The sequence below is a fragment of the Paraburkholderia sp. GAS32 genome (assembly GCF_050434225.1).
In the GTDB taxonomy this organism is placed as follows: domain Bacteria; phylum Pseudomonadota; class Gammaproteobacteria; order Burkholderiales; family Burkholderiaceae; genus Paraburkholderia; species Paraburkholderia madseniana.
Map to the genome: position 1 here is coordinate 149,505 of NZ_JBNPVS010000007.1, position 15,514 is coordinate 165,018.

At 62.6% G+C, this 15,514-nt stretch carries 9 protein-coding genes and 2 riboswitches; of the genes, 2 read left to right on the forward strand and 7 right to left on the reverse strand.

All coding sequences use genetic code 11. The features are described from left to right. Positions 1–335 precede the first annotated feature (335 nt). Positions 336–4,265, forward strand: coding sequence for a trifunctional transcriptional regulator/proline dehydrogenase/L-glutamate gamma-semialdehyde dehydrogenase (gene putA, locus P3T25_RS11325; RefSeq protein ID WP_429358112.1), 3,930 nt, complete (start codon positions 336–338; stop codon positions 4,263–4,265). Positions 4,266–4,354: 89 nt separating this feature from the next. Then, positions 4,355–5,503 carry a branched-chain amino acid ABC transporter substrate-binding protein gene (locus P3T25_RS11330; protein ID WP_266258904.1) on the forward strand — a complete coding sequence of 383 codons (1,149 nt, stop codon included), beginning with the start codon at positions 4,355–4,357 and terminating at the stop codon, positions 5,501–5,503. Positions 5,504–5,599: 96 nt separating this feature from the next. Here the strand turns inward: P3T25_RS11330 and P3T25_RS11335 are convergent, their stop codons facing one another. The 7 genes from P3T25_RS11335 to gcvT form a co-directional block, all read right to left on the reverse strand. Next, entirely contained in the window at positions 5,600–5,866 is a 267-nt protein-coding gene (locus P3T25_RS11335) for a PepSY domain-containing protein (RefSeq protein ID WP_429358113.1), read from the reverse strand. Between the two features lie 150 nt (positions 5,867–6,016). Next, positions 6,017–7,732 carry a thiamine pyrophosphate-binding protein gene (locus P3T25_RS11340; RefSeq protein ID WP_429358114.1) on the reverse strand — a complete coding sequence of 572 codons (1,716 nt, stop codon included), beginning with the start codon at positions 7,730–7,732 and terminating at the stop codon, positions 6,017–6,019. Between the two features lie 60 nt (positions 7,733–7,792). Next, positions 7,793–9,181, reverse strand: a complete 1,389-nt coding sequence (locus P3T25_RS11345; protein ID WP_154566475.1) for an L-serine ammonia-lyase — start codon at positions 9,179–9,181, stop codon at positions 7,793–7,795. A 28-nt stretch (positions 9,182–9,209) separates the two neighbouring features. After that, positions 9,210–10,340 carry an alginate lyase family protein gene (locus tag P3T25_RS11350; protein ID WP_154566474.1) on the reverse strand — a complete coding sequence of 377 codons (1,131 nt, stop codon included), beginning with the start codon at positions 10,338–10,340 and terminating at the stop codon, positions 9,210–9,212. A gap of 117 nt (positions 10,341–10,457) precedes the next feature. Further along, the gene (gene gcvP, locus P3T25_RS11355; protein WP_429358115.1) at positions 10,458–13,388 is read right to left on the reverse strand and encodes an aminomethyl-transferring glycine dehydrogenase; all 2,931 of its coding nucleotides are present in this window, start codon (positions 13,386–13,388) and stop codon (positions 10,458–10,460) included. A 94-nt stretch (positions 13,389–13,482) separates the two neighbouring features. Next, positions 13,483–13,863: a glycine cleavage system protein GcvH gene (gene gcvH, locus P3T25_RS11360; RefSeq protein ID WP_154566472.1), complete on the reverse strand. Its 381-nt coding sequence runs from the start codon at positions 13,861–13,863 to the stop codon at positions 13,483–13,485. Between the two features lie 63 nt (positions 13,864–13,926). Next, positions 13,927–15,045: a glycine cleavage system aminomethyltransferase GcvT gene (gene gcvT, locus P3T25_RS11365; RefSeq protein WP_429358116.1), complete on the reverse strand. Its 1,119-nt coding sequence runs from the start codon at positions 15,043–15,045 to the stop codon at positions 13,927–13,929. A gap of 80 nt (positions 15,046–15,125) precedes the next feature. Beyond that, a riboswitch (glycine riboswitch) is annotated at positions 15,126–15,286 on the reverse strand. 34 nt (positions 15,287–15,320) lie between these two features. After that, a riboswitch (glycine riboswitch) is annotated at positions 15,321–15,420 on the reverse strand. Between the last annotated feature and the right edge of the window lie 94 nt (positions 15,421–15,514).

A 15,514-nucleotide genomic window follows, 5' to 3' on the forward strand; every position in this document is an offset into this window, starting at 1 on the left:
AATATCACTAACCACTTTTCCATTTCGCCAGTCCTCTAAAACCCCGTACCGTTTTTATGTGCGTGCCTTGCGGCCGCGACCATCCATATTCTGTATAACGGCGCGCCGAGCAATCTGATAAGGGTAAAAGCGAAAAGAATCACGCCAGGGAAAGTACTGATCGCAACCGCCGTCGCCACGCGCAGCGCCATTCGGCGCAAACCCCCGCCGTACAGGGCTTTTAAAAAGGTGCAACCATGCTCAGCGCATGGTTGCACCTTTTTATTTGGAGGCGTACGATTCGCCCAACTTTTAGTCTTTCCCAGCGAATTCGTTTGGTATCCGAAGAAGGAAACATGGCTAGCACCACCCTTGGCGTCAAGGTCGACGACCTCCTGCGTTCCCGGCTGAAAGACGCCGCCACCCGGCTCGAACGCACTCCGCACTGGCTGATCAAGCAGGCGATCTTCGCGTACCTCGAAAAGATCGAGCACGGCCAATTGCCGCCGGAATTGTCGGGCCACACCGGCTCGGCCGATCTGGCTGACGGCGCCGCGGTGGAGCACGAGGAAGACGGTGCGTCGCATCCGTTCCTCGAATTCGCGCAGAACGTGCAACCGCAATCGGTGCTGCGCGCGGCGATCACCGCTGCGTACCGCCGTCCCGAGCCGGAATGCGTGCCGTTCCTGCTCGGCCAGGCGCGTTTGCCGGCCAACCTCGCGGGCGACGTACAGACGATGGCCGGCAAGCTGGTCGAAACGCTGCGCACCAAGAGCCGTGGCGGCGGCGTCGAAGGGCTGATCCACGAGTTCTCGTTGTCGAGCCAGGAAGGCGTCGCGCTGATGTGCCTCGCCGAAGCGCTGCTGCGGATTCCCGATCGCGCCACGCGTGACGCGCTGATCCGCGACAAGATCAGCAAGGGCGACTGGAAGTCGCACGTCGGCCAGGCGCCGTCGCTGTTCGTCAACGCCGCAACGTGGGGCTTGATGATCACCGGCAAACTGGTGGGGACCAACAGTGAGGCGAGCCTCTCGTCGGCGCTCACGCGTCTGATCGGCAAGGGCGGCGAGCCGCTGATCCGCAAGGGCGTCGACATGGCGATGCGCCTGATGGGCGAACAGTTTGTCACGGGCGAGAACATCTCCGAAGCGCTGGCGAATAGCCGCAAGTACGAAGCACGCGGCTTCCGCTACTCGTACGACATGCTCGGCGAAGCGGCGACCACCGAAGCCGACGCGCAACGCTACTACGCCTCGTACGAACAGGCGATCCACGCGATCGGCAAAGCGGCCGGCGGCCGCGGCATTTACGAAGGCCCGGGCATCTCGATCAAGCTGTCGGCGCTCCACGCACGCTACTCGCGTTCGCAGCAGGAACGCACGATGAGCGAACTGCTACCGCGCGTGCGCTCGCTGGCGATCCTCGCGCGCCGCTACGACATCGGCCTGAACATCGACGCTGAGGAAGCCGACCGCCTCGAAATCTCGCTCGATCTGCTTGAAGCGCTGTGCTTCGATCCGGAACTGGCTGGCTGGAACGGCATCGGTTTCGTGGTGCAGGCGTATCAGAAGCGCTGCCCATTCGTAATCGAATACCTGATCGATCTGGCGCGCCGCAGCCGCCACCGCATCATGGTCCGTCTCGTGAAGGGCGCGTACTGGGATACCGAAATCAAGCGCGCACAAGTGGACGGCCTCGAAGGCTATCCGGTCTACACGCGCAAGATCTACACGGACGTCTCCTACCTTGCCTGCGCGAAGAAGCTGCTCAGCGCGCCGGATGCCGTCTATCCGCAGTTCGCCACGCACAACGCGCACACGCTGTCGGCGATCTATCACCTCGCGGGCAATAACTACTACCCCGGCCAGTACGAGTTCCAGTGCCTTCACGGCATGGGTGAACCGCTGTATGAGGAAGTCACCGGCCGCGACAAGCTGAACCGTCCGTGCCGCGTGTATGCGCCGGTTGGCACGCATGAAACGCTGCTCGCGTACCTCGTGCGCCGCCTGCTGGAAAACGGCGCGAACACGTCGTTCGTGAACCGCATCGCCGACGAAAACGTCGCGATCAAGGACCTGATCGCTGACCCGGTCGACGAAGCCTCGAAGATCGTCCCGCTCGGCGCACCGCACGCGAAGATTCCGCTGCCGCGCAATCTGTTCGGCGCCGAGCGTCTCAATTCGATGGGCCTCGATCTGTCGAACGAACATCGTCTGGCCTCGCTGTCGTCGGCGTTGCTGGCGAGCGCGCATCATCCGTGGCGCGCCGCGCCGATGCTCGAAGACAACGAGATCGCCGTGGGCGTCGCACGTGATGTGCGCAACCCGGCCGATCATCGCGACCTCGTCGGTACTGTGGTGGAAGCGACCTCGGAACATGTGAGCGCCGCAATGGCCCACGCAGTCGCCGCCGCGCCGATCTGGCAAGCGACGCCGGTCGATGCCCGCGCCGATTGCCTCGCGCGTGCGGCCGATCTGCTCGAAGCCCAGATGCACACGCTGATGGGTCTTGTGGTGCGTGAAGCCGGTAAGTCGCTGGCGAACGCGGTCGCGGAAATCCGCGAAGCAATCGATTTCCTGCGCTACTACTCGACGCAGATCCGCAACGAGTTCTCCAACGACACGCACCGCCCGCTTGGTCCGGTGGTCTGTATCAGCCCGTGGAACTTCCCGCTGGCGATTTTCATGGGCCAGGTGGCTGCAGCGTTGGCGGCTGGTAACACCGTGCTCGCAAAGCCGGCCGAACAAACGCCGCTGATCGCCGCGCAAGCCGTGCGTATCCTGCGCGAAGCCGGCGTGCCGGCGGGCGCGGTGCAACTGCTGCCGGGCAATGGTGAAACGGTCGGCGCAGCGCTGGTGGCCGATCCGCGCACCCGTGCGGTGATGTTCACCGGTTCGACCGAAGTCGCGCGTCTGATCAACAAGACGCTCTCGAATCGTCTCGATCCGGAAGGCAAGCCGATCCCGCTGATCGCCGAAACCGGCGGCCAGAACGCGATGATTGTCGATTCGTCGGCGCTCGCTGAGCAGGTGGTCGCGGACGTGCTGCAGTCCTCGTTCGACTCCGCCGGTCAACGGTGTTCCGCGTTGCGCGTTCTTTGTCTACAAGAGGACGTTGCGGATCGCACGCTCGAAATGCTGACGGGCGCGATGCGCGAACTGTCGGTGGGCAATCCGGACCGCCTGTCGATCGACGTCGGCCCGGTGATCGACCTCGATGCGAAGCGCGGTATCGACGCGCACGTCGCGGCAATGCGCGAGAAAGGTCGCAAGATCGAGCAACTGCCGATGCCGGAAGGCGGGGGACAAGGCACGTTTGTTCCGCCGACGCTGATCGAACTCGACAGCATCGACGAATTGAAGCGTGAAGTGTTCGGCCCGGTGCTGCATGTGGTGCGTTACCGCCGCAGTCAGCTCGACAAGCTGCTCGAACAGATCCGTACGACTGGCTATGGCCTGACGCTTGGCATTCACACGCGGATCGACGAAACGATCGCTCACGTGATCAGCCGCGCGCATGTCGGCAACATCTACGTGAACCGCAATGTGATCGGCGCGGTGGTGGGTGTTCAGCCGTTCGGCGGTGAGGGTTTGTCGGGCACGGGTCCGAAAGCAGGTGGCGCGCTGTATCTGCAGCGTCTGCTGGCGACGCGTCCGGCAGGGTTGCCGAAGTCGCTGGCCGATGCACTGATCGTTGATGTGCCGCAAGCGGGCGTGAACGGGGATAATCCGTCCGCTGCCTTGACGGCGCTGCGCGACTGGCTGATCAGCGAACAGCAGCCGGTGCTGGCCGCACGCTGCGACGGTTATCTGTCGCATGTGCCGGCGGGCGCAACTGCGGTATTGTCTGGACCGACCGGCGAGCGCAACACGTACACGCTGGGCGCACGCGGCACGGTGCTGTGCATTGCCTCGACGGCGAGCGGCGCACGCGTGCAGTTCGCTGCGGCGCTGGCTACGGGAAATCACGCCTTGTTCGAGGGCGCGGCTGGTGAACAATTGGTGGCGCAGCTTCCTGCCGCGTTGAAGTCCCACGCAAGCGTGAAGAAGAGCGCCGATACGCCGTTCGACGCCGTCCTGTTCGAAGGCGATAGCGACGAACTGCTGGCGCTGGTGAAGGAAGTTGCGAAACGTGCGGGGCCGATCGTCTCGGTGCAGGGCGTCGCGGCTCGCGCGCTGGAAAGCGGCGATGAGGACTACGCGCTCGAGCGTCTGTTGACCGAACGCTCGGTCAGCGTGAATACGGCAGCAGCAGGCGGTAATGCAAATTTGATGACGATCGGTTGAGCGAACCTCATCGATTACTTCAAAAAAACGGAAGCGGTACGGCGACCCCGAAAAACCGCTCCATCCACACCTGGTACCAAGGAGAAGCTATGCAACACAAAATGAAACAGCTGGCAGGCGCAGCGCTGGTTGCAGCAATGTCGCTGGCGGGGACGGCCAACGCTCAATCGACCGAAGACGTGAAGATCGGCTTTGCCGGTCCGATGACGGGCGCACAGGCGCACTACGGTAAGGACTTCCAGAACGGCATCACGCTGGCTGTGGAAGACATGAACGCAACCAAGCCGGTGATCGGCGGCAAGCAGATTCGCTTCGTGCTCGATTCGGCCGACGACCAGGCTGACCCGCGCACCGGCACGACCGTTGCACAAAAGCTGGTGGATGACGGTATCAAGGGCATGCTCGGCCACTTCAACTCGGGCACCACGATTCCGGCTTCGCGCATTTACGCGAACGCGGGCATCCCCGAAATCGCAATGGCGACGGCGCCTGAGTACACGCAACAAGGTTTCAAGACCACGTTCCGCATGATGACGTCCGACACGCAGCAAGGTTCGGTCGCCGGCACGTTCGCTGTGAAGACCCTGGGCGTGAAGAAGATCGCGATCGTCGACGACCGCACGGCCTACGGCCAAGGTCTGGCTGATCAGTTCGAAAAGGCAGCGAAGGCAGCGGGCGGCTCGATCGTCGATCGTGAATACACGAACGACAAGGCTGTCGACTTCAAGTCGATCCTGACCAAGCTGAAGTCGGTCAACCCTGACCTGATCTATTACGGCGGCGCGGATTCGCAAGCGGCACCGATGGTCAAGCAGATGAAGGCACTGGGCATCAAGGCACCGCTGATGGGCGGCGAAATGGTCCACACGCCGACCTTCCTCCAGATCGCGGGTGACGCAGCGAACGGTACGGTGGCATCGCTCGCCGGCCTGCCGCTGGAAGAAATGCCGGGCGGCAAGGACTATGTCGCGAAGTATAAGAAGCGTTTCAACGAAGACGTGCAAACGTACTCGCCGTACGCTTACGACGGCGCAATGGCCATGTTCGACGCCATGAAGAAGGCTAACTCGACCGATCCGGCCAAGTATCTGCCGCTGCTCGCGAAGACCTCGATGCCGGCAGTGACGGCAGCGAACCTCGCGTACGACGGCAAGGGCGACCTGAAGAACGGCGGCATCACGCTGTACAAGGTTGTCGACGGCAAGTGGACGACGCTGCAAAGCGTGGGCGGGAAGTAAGCGGTTTTTCGCTGCTCGCTTTGACGTCAGGAACCCCGCTTCGGCGGGGTTTTTTATGGCGCTTTGAGTTTGTGCTGCTTGCGTGAGCCAATGGCGTCAGTCCATCTTCTGCCTGATGACTGCAAGCGTCTTGGTGTCGTAGTTCAATTCCACCTTTCTGCCGTCCTTGTTGTAGGCTTCGACCTCATAGCAGTTGTCGTCGATCTCGAACTTCGCGATCTTGTAGCCTTGCGCTTCGATCTGCGCACGGGCGTCACTCTCCTTTAGCCATTCTGCCGTGGGATGAACTGGACAGGACACGTCCATTGCGAACACCGCGCTCGACAGTCCCAGCGCACCTGCAAATACCGCAGCCTTAAGCATATCGACTCCCTGAATCGTTCAGACGAACAGCAACCCCTAGCCGATTCGTCAATCGGTGCACAAGGTGGTCGCATGGGAAGTCTGCTATGCGTCAAAAATTCGACTTAAGACTTGTCGGTGCAGAGGGACGTTGTTCACAAGCCTTTTACGCTAAGCCGTCTCGCCTCGCAGTTTCCTTCCCTGTTCGCGAATCTGCTCCAACGTTGCGCCCGGCGTGCTCGCCTCCTGCGGCATGCGAATCTCGATCACTGCCGCGCGCTTCGCCTCAAGAGAACGCTGCAACGCCGGCAGGAAATCTTCAGTCCGCTCTACCGTCTCTCCATGTGCGCCGAACGACTTTGCGAATGCCGCAAAATCCGGATTCGTGAGACCGGTGCCATGCACGCGATTCGGATAGTGCCGCTCCTGATGCATCCGGATCGTCCCGAAGTGGCTGTTGTTCACGACGATGAAAATCACATGCAGGTCGTATTGCATTGCCGTCGCGAGTTCTTGCGCGGACATCATGAAGCAGCCGTCGCCGGCTAGCGCGACTACTGCGCGTTGCGGATACATCGACTTCGCCGCAATCGCCGCGGGTACGCCGTAGCCCATCGCGCCACTGGTCGGCGCGAGTTGCGAGCGGAAATGCCGATATGAAAAATGCCGATGCAGCCAGGTTGCGTAGTTGCCCGCGCCGTTTGTGAGTATCGCGTCCTCCGGTAGATGCGCGCGCAACTGCTGGATCACTTCGCCCATTTGCACGTCGCCAGGAATCTGCCGTGGTTTGCGCCAGTCGAGATATGCGCGATGCGCTTCGACCGCGGCGCCGGTCCATGCGAGCTTGTCGGAAGACGGCCTCAACGCTGCAAGCAATACTGCAAGTTCTGGCATGCCCGAGACAATCGGCAGATCTGCCGCATACACGCGCCCCAGTTCTTCCGCACCTTGATGCACGTGCACAAGCGTCTGCTTGGTCTTCGGAATGTCGAGCAGCGTGTAGCCGTTCGTCGTTGCTTCGCCTAGCCGTGGGCCTAGCGTGAGTAGCAGGTCCGCATCGCGGATACGTTGAGCAAGCGCCGGGTTGATACCGAGGCCGACATCACCCGCATAGTTCGGATGCTCGTTGTCGAGCGTGTCCTGAAAGCGGAACGCGAGGCCGATCGGCAATTGCCAATTCTCGACGAAGCGTTGCAGGTCGGCACATGCCGCAGGTGTCCAACCGCTGCCACCGGCAATCACCATCGGCCGTTGCGCGCCTTCCAGCAATCGGCGCAACTCTTCCATCTGCACTGCGGACGGCGACGCCGCCACACGCTTATATCTCGGCGCACCTGCTACGGCTTCGCACGCATCGCTCAACACATCTTCCGGCAACGACAACACGACCGGCCCCGGACGCCCTGACGTCGCCGTGTGAAACGCGTGGCTCAGATACTCGGGAATACGCTTCGGATCGTCGATTTGCGCGACCCATTTCGCCATCTGGCCGAACATGCGCCGGTAGTCGATTTCCTGGAAGGCCTCGCGATCGAGATGCTCGCGCGCGCATTGGCCGATCAGCAGGATCATCGGCGTCGAGTCCTGAAACGCGGTGTGCACGCCGATCGATGCATGCGTCGCGCCCGGTCCGCGCGTGACGATGGCGACGCCCGGGCGTCCGGTCAATTTGCCGACGGCCTCCGCCATGTTCGCGGCCGCCGCCTCGTGCCGGCAGACGATAGTCTGGATGCGGTCTGTTTCGTCGTGCAGCGAATCGAGCACGGCGAGAAAGCTCTCGCCGGGAACACAAAAAACACGTTCGACGCCGTGCGTCAGCAAGGCGTCGACGACGAGACGCGCGCCTGTGGTTTGAGCGGTGGAAGAAGATTCAGAAGCGAGCGGCATTGCGATGAAGCCTCCAGGCGTTGCGATGGGTGCGATCGGTGCGGTCGAGTCGTGGTGTTCTCAACACTCCACAATATTCACCGCCAACCCACCGCGCGACGTTTCCTTGTACTTCGTCTTCATATCCGCGCCGGTCTGCATCATCGTCTTGATCACAGAGTCCAGCGACACGTAGTGAGTACCGTCACCGCGCAGCGCCATTCGCGCCGCATTCACGGCTTTCACCGAGCCCATCGCATTGCGTTCGATACACGGAATCTGCACCATCCCGCCGACCGGATCGCACGTCAGCCCGAGGTTATGCTCCATGCCGATCTCGGCTGCATTCTCGACTTGCTCAGGCGTGCCGCCCATCACCGCCGCGAGCGCACCCGCGGCCATCGAGCAGGCCACGCCGACTTCACCCTGGCATCCCACTTCCGCGCCTGAAATCGACGCGTTCAGCTTGTACAGAATGCCGATTGCCGCCGCCGTCATCAGGAAGTCGATCACACCCTGCTCGTTCGAGCCCGGCATGAAGCGCGTGTAGTAATGCAGCACCGCGGGAATGATGCCGGCCGCGCCGTTGGTCGGTGCCGTGACCACGCGCCCGCCCGCAGCGTTTTCTTCGTTCACGGCGATGGCATAGAGATTGATCCAGTCGACCATCGACAGCGGATCGCGCAGCGCCAGCTCAGGATTGCTCGACAGCGCACGATACAACTGCGGCGCGCGGCGCTTTACATGGAACGGACCGGGCAAGTTACCGTCCGCATCCGGATTGTTGATACCGCAGCCGCGCGACACGCACGACTGCATCACATTCCAGATCTTCAGCAGACCCGCACGCGTTTCTTCTTCCGTGTGCCAGACGCGTTCGTTTTCCCACATCAATTGCGCGATGCTCTTGCCGGTCGATTTGCACAGCGCGAGCAATTCGTTGCCGCTGCGGAACGAATGCGGCAATTGTTCGACCGCGCTCAGCACCTTCGTGTTCGGCGCGCCCGCCGTCACCACAAAACCGCCACCGACCGACAGATACGTCGACTCACGCAGCGTCTCGCCTTGCGCATCGAACGCGCGCAGCTTCAGCCCGTTCGGATGCTCGGACAGCGCCTGGCGATAAAACGAAATGTGATCTTTCTGCACGAACGGCACGTCGTGCGTGCCGAGCAAGGCGAGCTTGCGCGACGCCTTCACCGCTTCGAGCCGCTGTGCGATCGTATCCGGATCCACCGTGTCGGGTGCATCGCCCATCAGGCCGAGCATCACGCCGCGATCGGTGCCGTGACCCTTGCCGGTCGCGCCGAGTGACCCATACAGATCCACTTTCACCGATGCCGTCGCGCCAAGCAGCCCGTCGCGTTCGAGCCCTTGCGCGAACATCAGCGCCGCACGCATCGGCCCGACCGTATGCGAACTGGACGGACCAATGCCGATTTTGAAGAGGTCGAACACGCTGACTGCCATTTACTGCTCCCTGCTGATAAAAGTTAGTTTAGCGCGCCGGCAGCGGTAAGCACACGGCGAGCCATGCGGGCGGCGTCGGTGCGAGCTGCAGCGCGATCGGCGTATAGCGTCCGTCGAGACGCGCCGCCAGGTGAAACAGTTCCGTCGCGTTTTTTGGATCCCATTGACCCGAATAGCCCGGCAAACCGGCCTCGCGACGTTTGGCATCGAACGGAACGTTCGAATGCACGAATTCTTCATGCGTCTTGCTGCCGTCCGCGTACGGCGTGAGCCAGTTCAGCGCGCCTTGCAGCGACGCGCCGTTCGCCCCCTTTTCCGGCAACCAGTTGCGGTTGTGGCGGCGCGCAGCGAGTGCGGCGGTCACGAGCGGCTGCAGGTCGTAGGTGACGTAATGCAGCGCGTCGCGCTCGCCGAAGTCGAACGTCGAGCCGTCCGGCGCAATGTTGTCGCCGATATGCTCGTCGAACAGGCGCTGCGCCGCGTTGATCATCTTGCGGTTATCCAGCGTGAACGCGGCCATCGAGATCAGCTTGATCCGGTGGCTTTGCCAGTTGTTCTTGAACGTGCCCGTGAGCGGCCGCGGCTGCGCGTCGATCTGCGCGATATAGCCGCTCGCGAGCTTCGTCAGGAACGCCATCGAAGCATTGCGCGTCTTCACCGGCAACGCGCTCGCGGTCATGTCGTAGGCGAGGATCAGGCCCTCAAAATGGGTTTCGTCGATCGGATTGAAACTGGGTTGATAAGTCGTGACCCACGCATACAGCAGGCGGTCGACCAGTTTCAGATAACGGTCGTCACTGGTTGCGCGCCAGGCGAGCGCGGCGTCGCGCAGCAGGTCCAGATCTTTTTCCGCCTCGACGCTTTGATCGTAGATGCCCTCGTGCGGCAACGTGCCTTCGGTATGCAGTTTCGCCAGCGCATGCGGCGGGTCGTTCAGATGTGCCAGTACATTGCTCACCAGTGCCTTGACGCCTGGGTCGGCATTCGTGCGCTCGCTGGTTTGCAACGCGGGCGCCGCGCAAAAATTCATTGCGGCCTGCGCCTGGCGCAGCGGCAGCAGCACCGCCGCGCCAGCCAGCAATAGCGTGCAAGCCTGTTGCCATGTTTGGGTTCGCCTGATTTCGGTCCGGCTTTGCATCAATCGCACCTGTCGCGCCATGCGAAACTCCTCGTTAGGCTGATTCGGTGTGTGATGTTAGCCGTTTGCGGACACAAGCGACAGAACCGCGCAACGCCTGCTTACAACCTTCAGGCGCTGCGCGGTTTGCGGGCCGGCTTACTCGTAGTCGGCGATCGGCACGCAGGAGCAGAACAGGTTGCGGTCGCCGTACACGTTGTCCGCACGGCCGACCGGCGGCCAGTACTTCTTGGCGATCAGCGTGGGCAGCGGATACGCGGCGGTTTCGCGCGCATACGCATGTTTCCAGTCGTTCGCGATGACTACCGCCGCCGTGTGCGGCGCGTGCTTGAGCGGATTGTCTTCGCGGTCCGAGCGGCCGTCTTCCACAGCGCGGATTTCCTCGCGGATCGCGATCATCGCTTCGATGAAGCGGTCGAGTTCTTCCTTCGATTCCGATTCGGTCGGTTCGACCATCAACGTGCCCGGCACCGGGAAGCTCATGGTCGGTGCGTGGAAGCCGTAGTCGGCGAGGCGCTTGGCGACGTCGTCGACGGAGATGCCGCTGGTTTCCTTGATCGGACGCAGATCGAGAATGCATTCGTGCGCGACCAGTCCGCCCGGGCCCGAGTACAGCACCGGGTAATGCGGCGCGAGTTTGTTCGCGACATAGTTTGCGTTGAGGATCGCGGTTTCGGTGGCGGCCGTGAGGTTCTTCGCGCCCATCATCGCGATGTACATCCACGAAATCGGCAGGATCGACGCGGAACCGTACGGCGCGCCCGACACAGCGCCGATACCGTTCGGCGCGCGCTCGTAGCCCGACGAAATCTGATTCGGCAGGAATTGCTCGAGATGCGCGCCGACCGCAACCGGACCGACGCCCGGTCCGCCGCCGCCGTGCGGAATACAGAAGGTCTTGTGCAGATTCAGGTGCGAGACGTCGCCGCCGAACTGACCCGGCGCACAGAGGCCGACCATGGCGTTCATGTTCGCGCCGTCCACATAGACCTGGCCGCCGTGCGCATGCACGATCTCGCAGATTTCGCGGACGTTCGATTCGAACACGCCGTGTGTGGACGGATACGTGATCATGATCGCCGCGAGCTTGTCGGCGTGCTGCTCGGCTTTCTTTTTCAGGTCTTCGATATCGACGTTGCCTTGCGCGTCGCAAGCCACTACGACCACCTGCATGCCGGCCATCTGCGCCGATGCCGGGTTCGTGCCGTGCGCCGAAGCGGGAATCAGGCAGACGTTGCGGTGGCCTTCGCCGCGCGATGCGTGGTACGCGTGAATGATCAACAGACCCGCGTACTCGCCTTGCGAGCCGGCGTTCGGCTGCAGCGACACCGCTGCGTAGCCGGTGGCCGCGACCAGCATCTGTTCGAGCTGATCGATCATTTCGCGGTAGCCGACCGTTTGCTCAGCCGGTGCGAACGGGTGAATCTGACCGAATTCGGGCCACGTGACAGGCAGCATTTCCGAGGTCGCGTTCAGCTTCATCGTGCAGGAGCCGAGCGGGATCATCGAGCGGTCGAGCGCCAGATCCTTGTCGGAGAGGCTGCGCAGGTAGCGCAGCATTTCCGTTTCAGAATGATGACGGTTGAACACGTGGTGCGTGAGGTACGCGCTGGTGCGTTCGAGCGCGGCGGGCACGGTGTTCTCTGTGGGGAGTTCTGCGTCGAGTGCGTCGATTTGCGGGACTTCGTCGACGAATGCCGCTTGCGCAAAGGCCGCGAGCAGATCGGCCAGATCGCTGCGCGTGGTGGTTTCGTCGATCGAGATGCCGACGCGCGTGTCGCTCACGCGACGCAGATTGATGCGCCGCGCCGTCGCCGCGTCATGCAGCGCCTGGGTGCGCGCGCCGGTTTCGAACGTGAGCGTGTCAAAGAACGTGTCGTTGACGAGCGTGTAACCGAGCTTCTTCGCGCCGGCTGCGAGCAACGCCGCGATACGGTTCACGCGCAGCGCGATCGTCTTCAGACCGTGCGGGCCGTGATAGACGGCGTACATGCTGGCCATGATCGCGAGCAGCGCTTGCGCGGTACACACGTTCGAGGTCGCCTTCTCGCGGCGGATATGTTGTTCGCGCGTTTGCAGCGCGAGACGCAGTGCCGGATTGCCTTGTGCATCGACGGTCACGCCGACCAGACGGCCCGGCATCTGACGCTTGAATTCGTCGCGCACGGCGAGGTAAGCCGCGTGCGGGCCGCCGAAACCAACCGGCACGCCGAAACGCTGCGTGTTGCCGACGGCCACGTCCGCGCCCCATTCGCCCGGCGGCGTCAAAACGGTCAGCGCGAGCAGATCGGCAGCGACTACCACGTGGCCGCCTGCGGCATGGATCGCTTCAGCGAGTGCGCGGTAGTCGCGCACGTCGCCGTTTACGCCCGGGTATTGCAGCAGCACGCCGAACGCATTCGCGTTCGCCGCCTCCGCAGCCGGGCCGACTTTCACTTCGATGCCGACCGGCGTGGCGCGCGTCTTCACCACTTCGATGGTTTGCGGCAGCACGTCGTCGGCGACGTAAAACACGTTCGACTTCGGCTTGCCGACGCGTTGCAGCAGTGTCATCGCTTCAGCGGCCGCGGTGGCTTCATCGAGCAGCGAGGCGTTCGAGATCGCGAGACCCGTCAGGTCGACGATCATCTGCTGGAAGTTCAGCAGCGCTTCCAGACGGCCCTGCGAGATTTCCGGCTGATACGGCGTGTACGCGGTGTACCACGCCGGATTTTCCAGCACGTTACGCAGGATCACCGTCGGGGTGTGCGCGTTGTAATAACCCTGCCCGATGTACGAGCGGAACACCTGGTTCTTGTCCGCCAGCTCACGCAGCGCGGCGAGCGCTTCGGCTTCGCTCTTAGGTTGGGCGAAGGGGCCGAGCGGCAGCGTTTCGGTGCGGCGGATCGTCTTCGGAATGACCGCGTCGATCAGCGCGGCGCGCGACGCGAAGCCGAGGGCTTCGAGCATCGCTTGCTGGTCGGCCGAATCCGGGCCGATGTGCCGTTCAGCGAAGGCGTCATGCACTTCGAGCGCGGCGAGCGAGAGAGGAGTGCGGTTCATCAGACGATCCGGGTGTTCGAGCTTCATGAGGTGTTCCTGGCGGTGCGGGCGTCCGTTCGACTGTCGAATCGGACGCGCCGCGCCTGTCGGGTTTAAACGTAATGGTGCAACTTGCGGTGAATCAGGCGCCGACGGCCTTGGCGTACGCGTCCGCGTCGATCAGGCGATCCTGCGATGCGTCCGCGGCCGGCTTGATCTTGAAGAGCCAGTTCTCGTACGGCGCGCTGTTGACGCCATCCGGCGTGTCGGCGACGGCCGGGTTCGCTTCGATGATTTCGCCCGAGACTGGCGCGTAGATATCGGAAGCGGCTTTCACCGACTCGATCACGGCGACGGTGTCGCCAGCGTTGACGGTCTTGCCCAGTTCCTGAACTTCGAAGAAGACGATGTCGCCGAGCGCTTCCTGCGCGTGGTCGGTGATGCCGACCGTCAGCGTGCCGTCCGCTTCGGTGCGGACCCACTCGTGCGATTCGGTGTATTTCAGATCGGCCGGGATGCTCATCGGATGCTCCTATGCGGTGTTATTCGGTATGAACTTAAGAAGGAAAACGCACGCGCCGGCTGCTTAAACTGCGAGCACTTTGCCGTTGCGTACGAACGGCAGTTTTACCACGCTTGCGGGTACGTTTTTGTCACGAATCTGGACGTGAACGGTGTCGCCCGGCTGCACGCCTTTCGGCACGCGCGCGAAGGCGATCGATTCCTGCATCGTGGGTGAAAAAGTGCCGCTGGTGATTTCGCCAACGCCTTGCGGCGTGACGACTTTCTGATGAGCACGCAGCACGCCTGCCGCCTTGCCGTTTTCCTTCAGCAGGATCAGACCGACGAACGCGGCCTGCGAGCCGTCGGCTTCGAGCTTGGCTTTGCCGACGAAGTCGCGCGGCGAGGTCAGATCGACAGTCCAGGCGAGGCCGGCGTCGAGCGGCGAGACGTTGTCGTCCATATCCTGGCCGTACAGGTTCATGCCGGCTTCGAGACGCAGCGTGTCGCGCGCGCCGAGACCCGCGGGGCGCACGCCTTGACGCACCAACGCGTCCCAGAACTCGCAGACGGAAGTTGCGGGCAGGACGATTTCGAAACCGTCTTCGCCGGTGTAGCCGGTGCGGGCAATCATCAACTCGCCAAACGGCGTGTTGCCGACGATCGCGGCGTTAAACGGCTTAAGGAGTTCGGTCGAGGTGCGGCTGGACGGCGCGACTTGCCAGACCTTATCGCGGGCGTTCGGGCCCTGCACGGCGACGATCGCCAGATCGCGGCGCGGCGTGATGGTCAGGCCGTAGCTCCCTTCGGCGTTGAGCTTGCTGAACCAGGCGACGTCTTTCTCCGCGGTGCCCGCGTTGACGACCAGGCGGAAGTGCGTCTCGCTGAAGTAGTAGACGATCAGATCGTCGATCACGCCGCCATTCGGGTTCAGCAGACAGGAGTAGAGCGCACGGCCCGGCGTTTGCAGCTTGGCGACGTTATTGGCCAGCGCGTGTTCGAAGAAGGCGCGCACGCGTTCGCCGGTGAAATCGACGACGCACATGTGCGAGACGTCGAACATGCCGGCGTCGGTGCGCACGGCGCGGTGTTCGTCGATCTGCGAGCCGTAGTTGACGGGCATGTCCCAGCCGCCGAAATCGACCATGCGGGCGTTGAGCGCACGATGGGTGGCGTTGAGCGGGGTGTGTTTGAGTTCGGTCATGGGGCCTCAGGCGTCTCGCGAAACAAAAAAGGCCATGCGGCGCTACGCCTCGCGGCTGATGCCTGCGAGCGATTGCGTTGCATGACCCCTCTGTCCTCGATACCTGAGAGATTGCGCTACCGTGCGATGGTGAAGCCATGATCGCTACGGTGAAACGCGCGCCCCTTCGGTGGGCAGCTTGCCAGAATCTGCTCGATATAAACGATGCAGACGGCTACTGCCGCTCTCCAGAGTGCGAAAAACCGGTGCCTTGATGTTGCCTGGGTGCGGGTTCTTCGACGCAGTCGGTCCTTTTGCCTGAGAGTTTGCGGGTGTGCCCCTTCGGCGGTGCGACCTGCGATTTTCTGCGTCAGCACGCTCTCCCGACGCGTGCGGCGAATGTACGCGAGGGCCGGGGGCTTGTCAAATAAAGGCCCGCGAGGGGCATGGGGGTTGGCGCTGCGGGTTCGCTAAAGTCAAAAAAAGGCGC

What these genes read in the sequence shown, in the direction of transcription:
- putA (WP_429358112.1), top strand. Translation starts at nt 336, where the DNA reads ATGGCTAGCACCACCCTTGGCGTCAAGGTCGACGACCTCCTGCGTTCC.
- P3T25_RS11330 (WP_266258904.1), top strand. Translation starts at nt 4,355, where the DNA reads ATGCAACACAAAATGAAACAGCTGGCAGGCGCAGCGCTGGTTGCAGCA.
- P3T25_RS11335 (WP_429358113.1), bottom strand. Translation starts at nt 5,866, where the DNA reads ATGCTTAAGGCTGCGGTATTTGCAGGTGCGCTGGGACTGTCGAGCGCG.
- P3T25_RS11340 (WP_429358114.1), bottom strand. Translation starts at nt 7,732, where the DNA reads ATGCCGCTCGCTTCTGAATCTTCTTCCACCGCTCAAACCACAGGCGCG.
- P3T25_RS11345 (WP_154566475.1), bottom strand. Translation starts at nt 9,181, where the DNA reads ATGGCAGTCAGCGTGTTCGACCTCTTCAAAATCGGCATTGGTCCGTCC.
- P3T25_RS11350 (WP_154566474.1), bottom strand. Translation starts at nt 10,340, where the DNA reads ATGGCGCGACAGGTGCGATTGATGCAAAGCCGGACCGAAATCAGGCGA.
- gcvP (WP_429358115.1), bottom strand. Translation starts at nt 13,388, where the DNA reads ATGAAGCTCGAACACCCGGATCGTCTGATGAACCGCACTCCTCTCTCG.
- gcvH (WP_154566472.1), bottom strand. Translation starts at nt 13,863, where the DNA reads ATGAGCATCCCGGCCGATCTGAAATACACCGAATCGCACGAGTGGGTC.
- gcvT (WP_429358116.1), bottom strand. Translation starts at nt 15,045, where the DNA reads ATGACCGAACTCAAACACACCCCGCTCAACGCCACCCATCGTGCGCTC.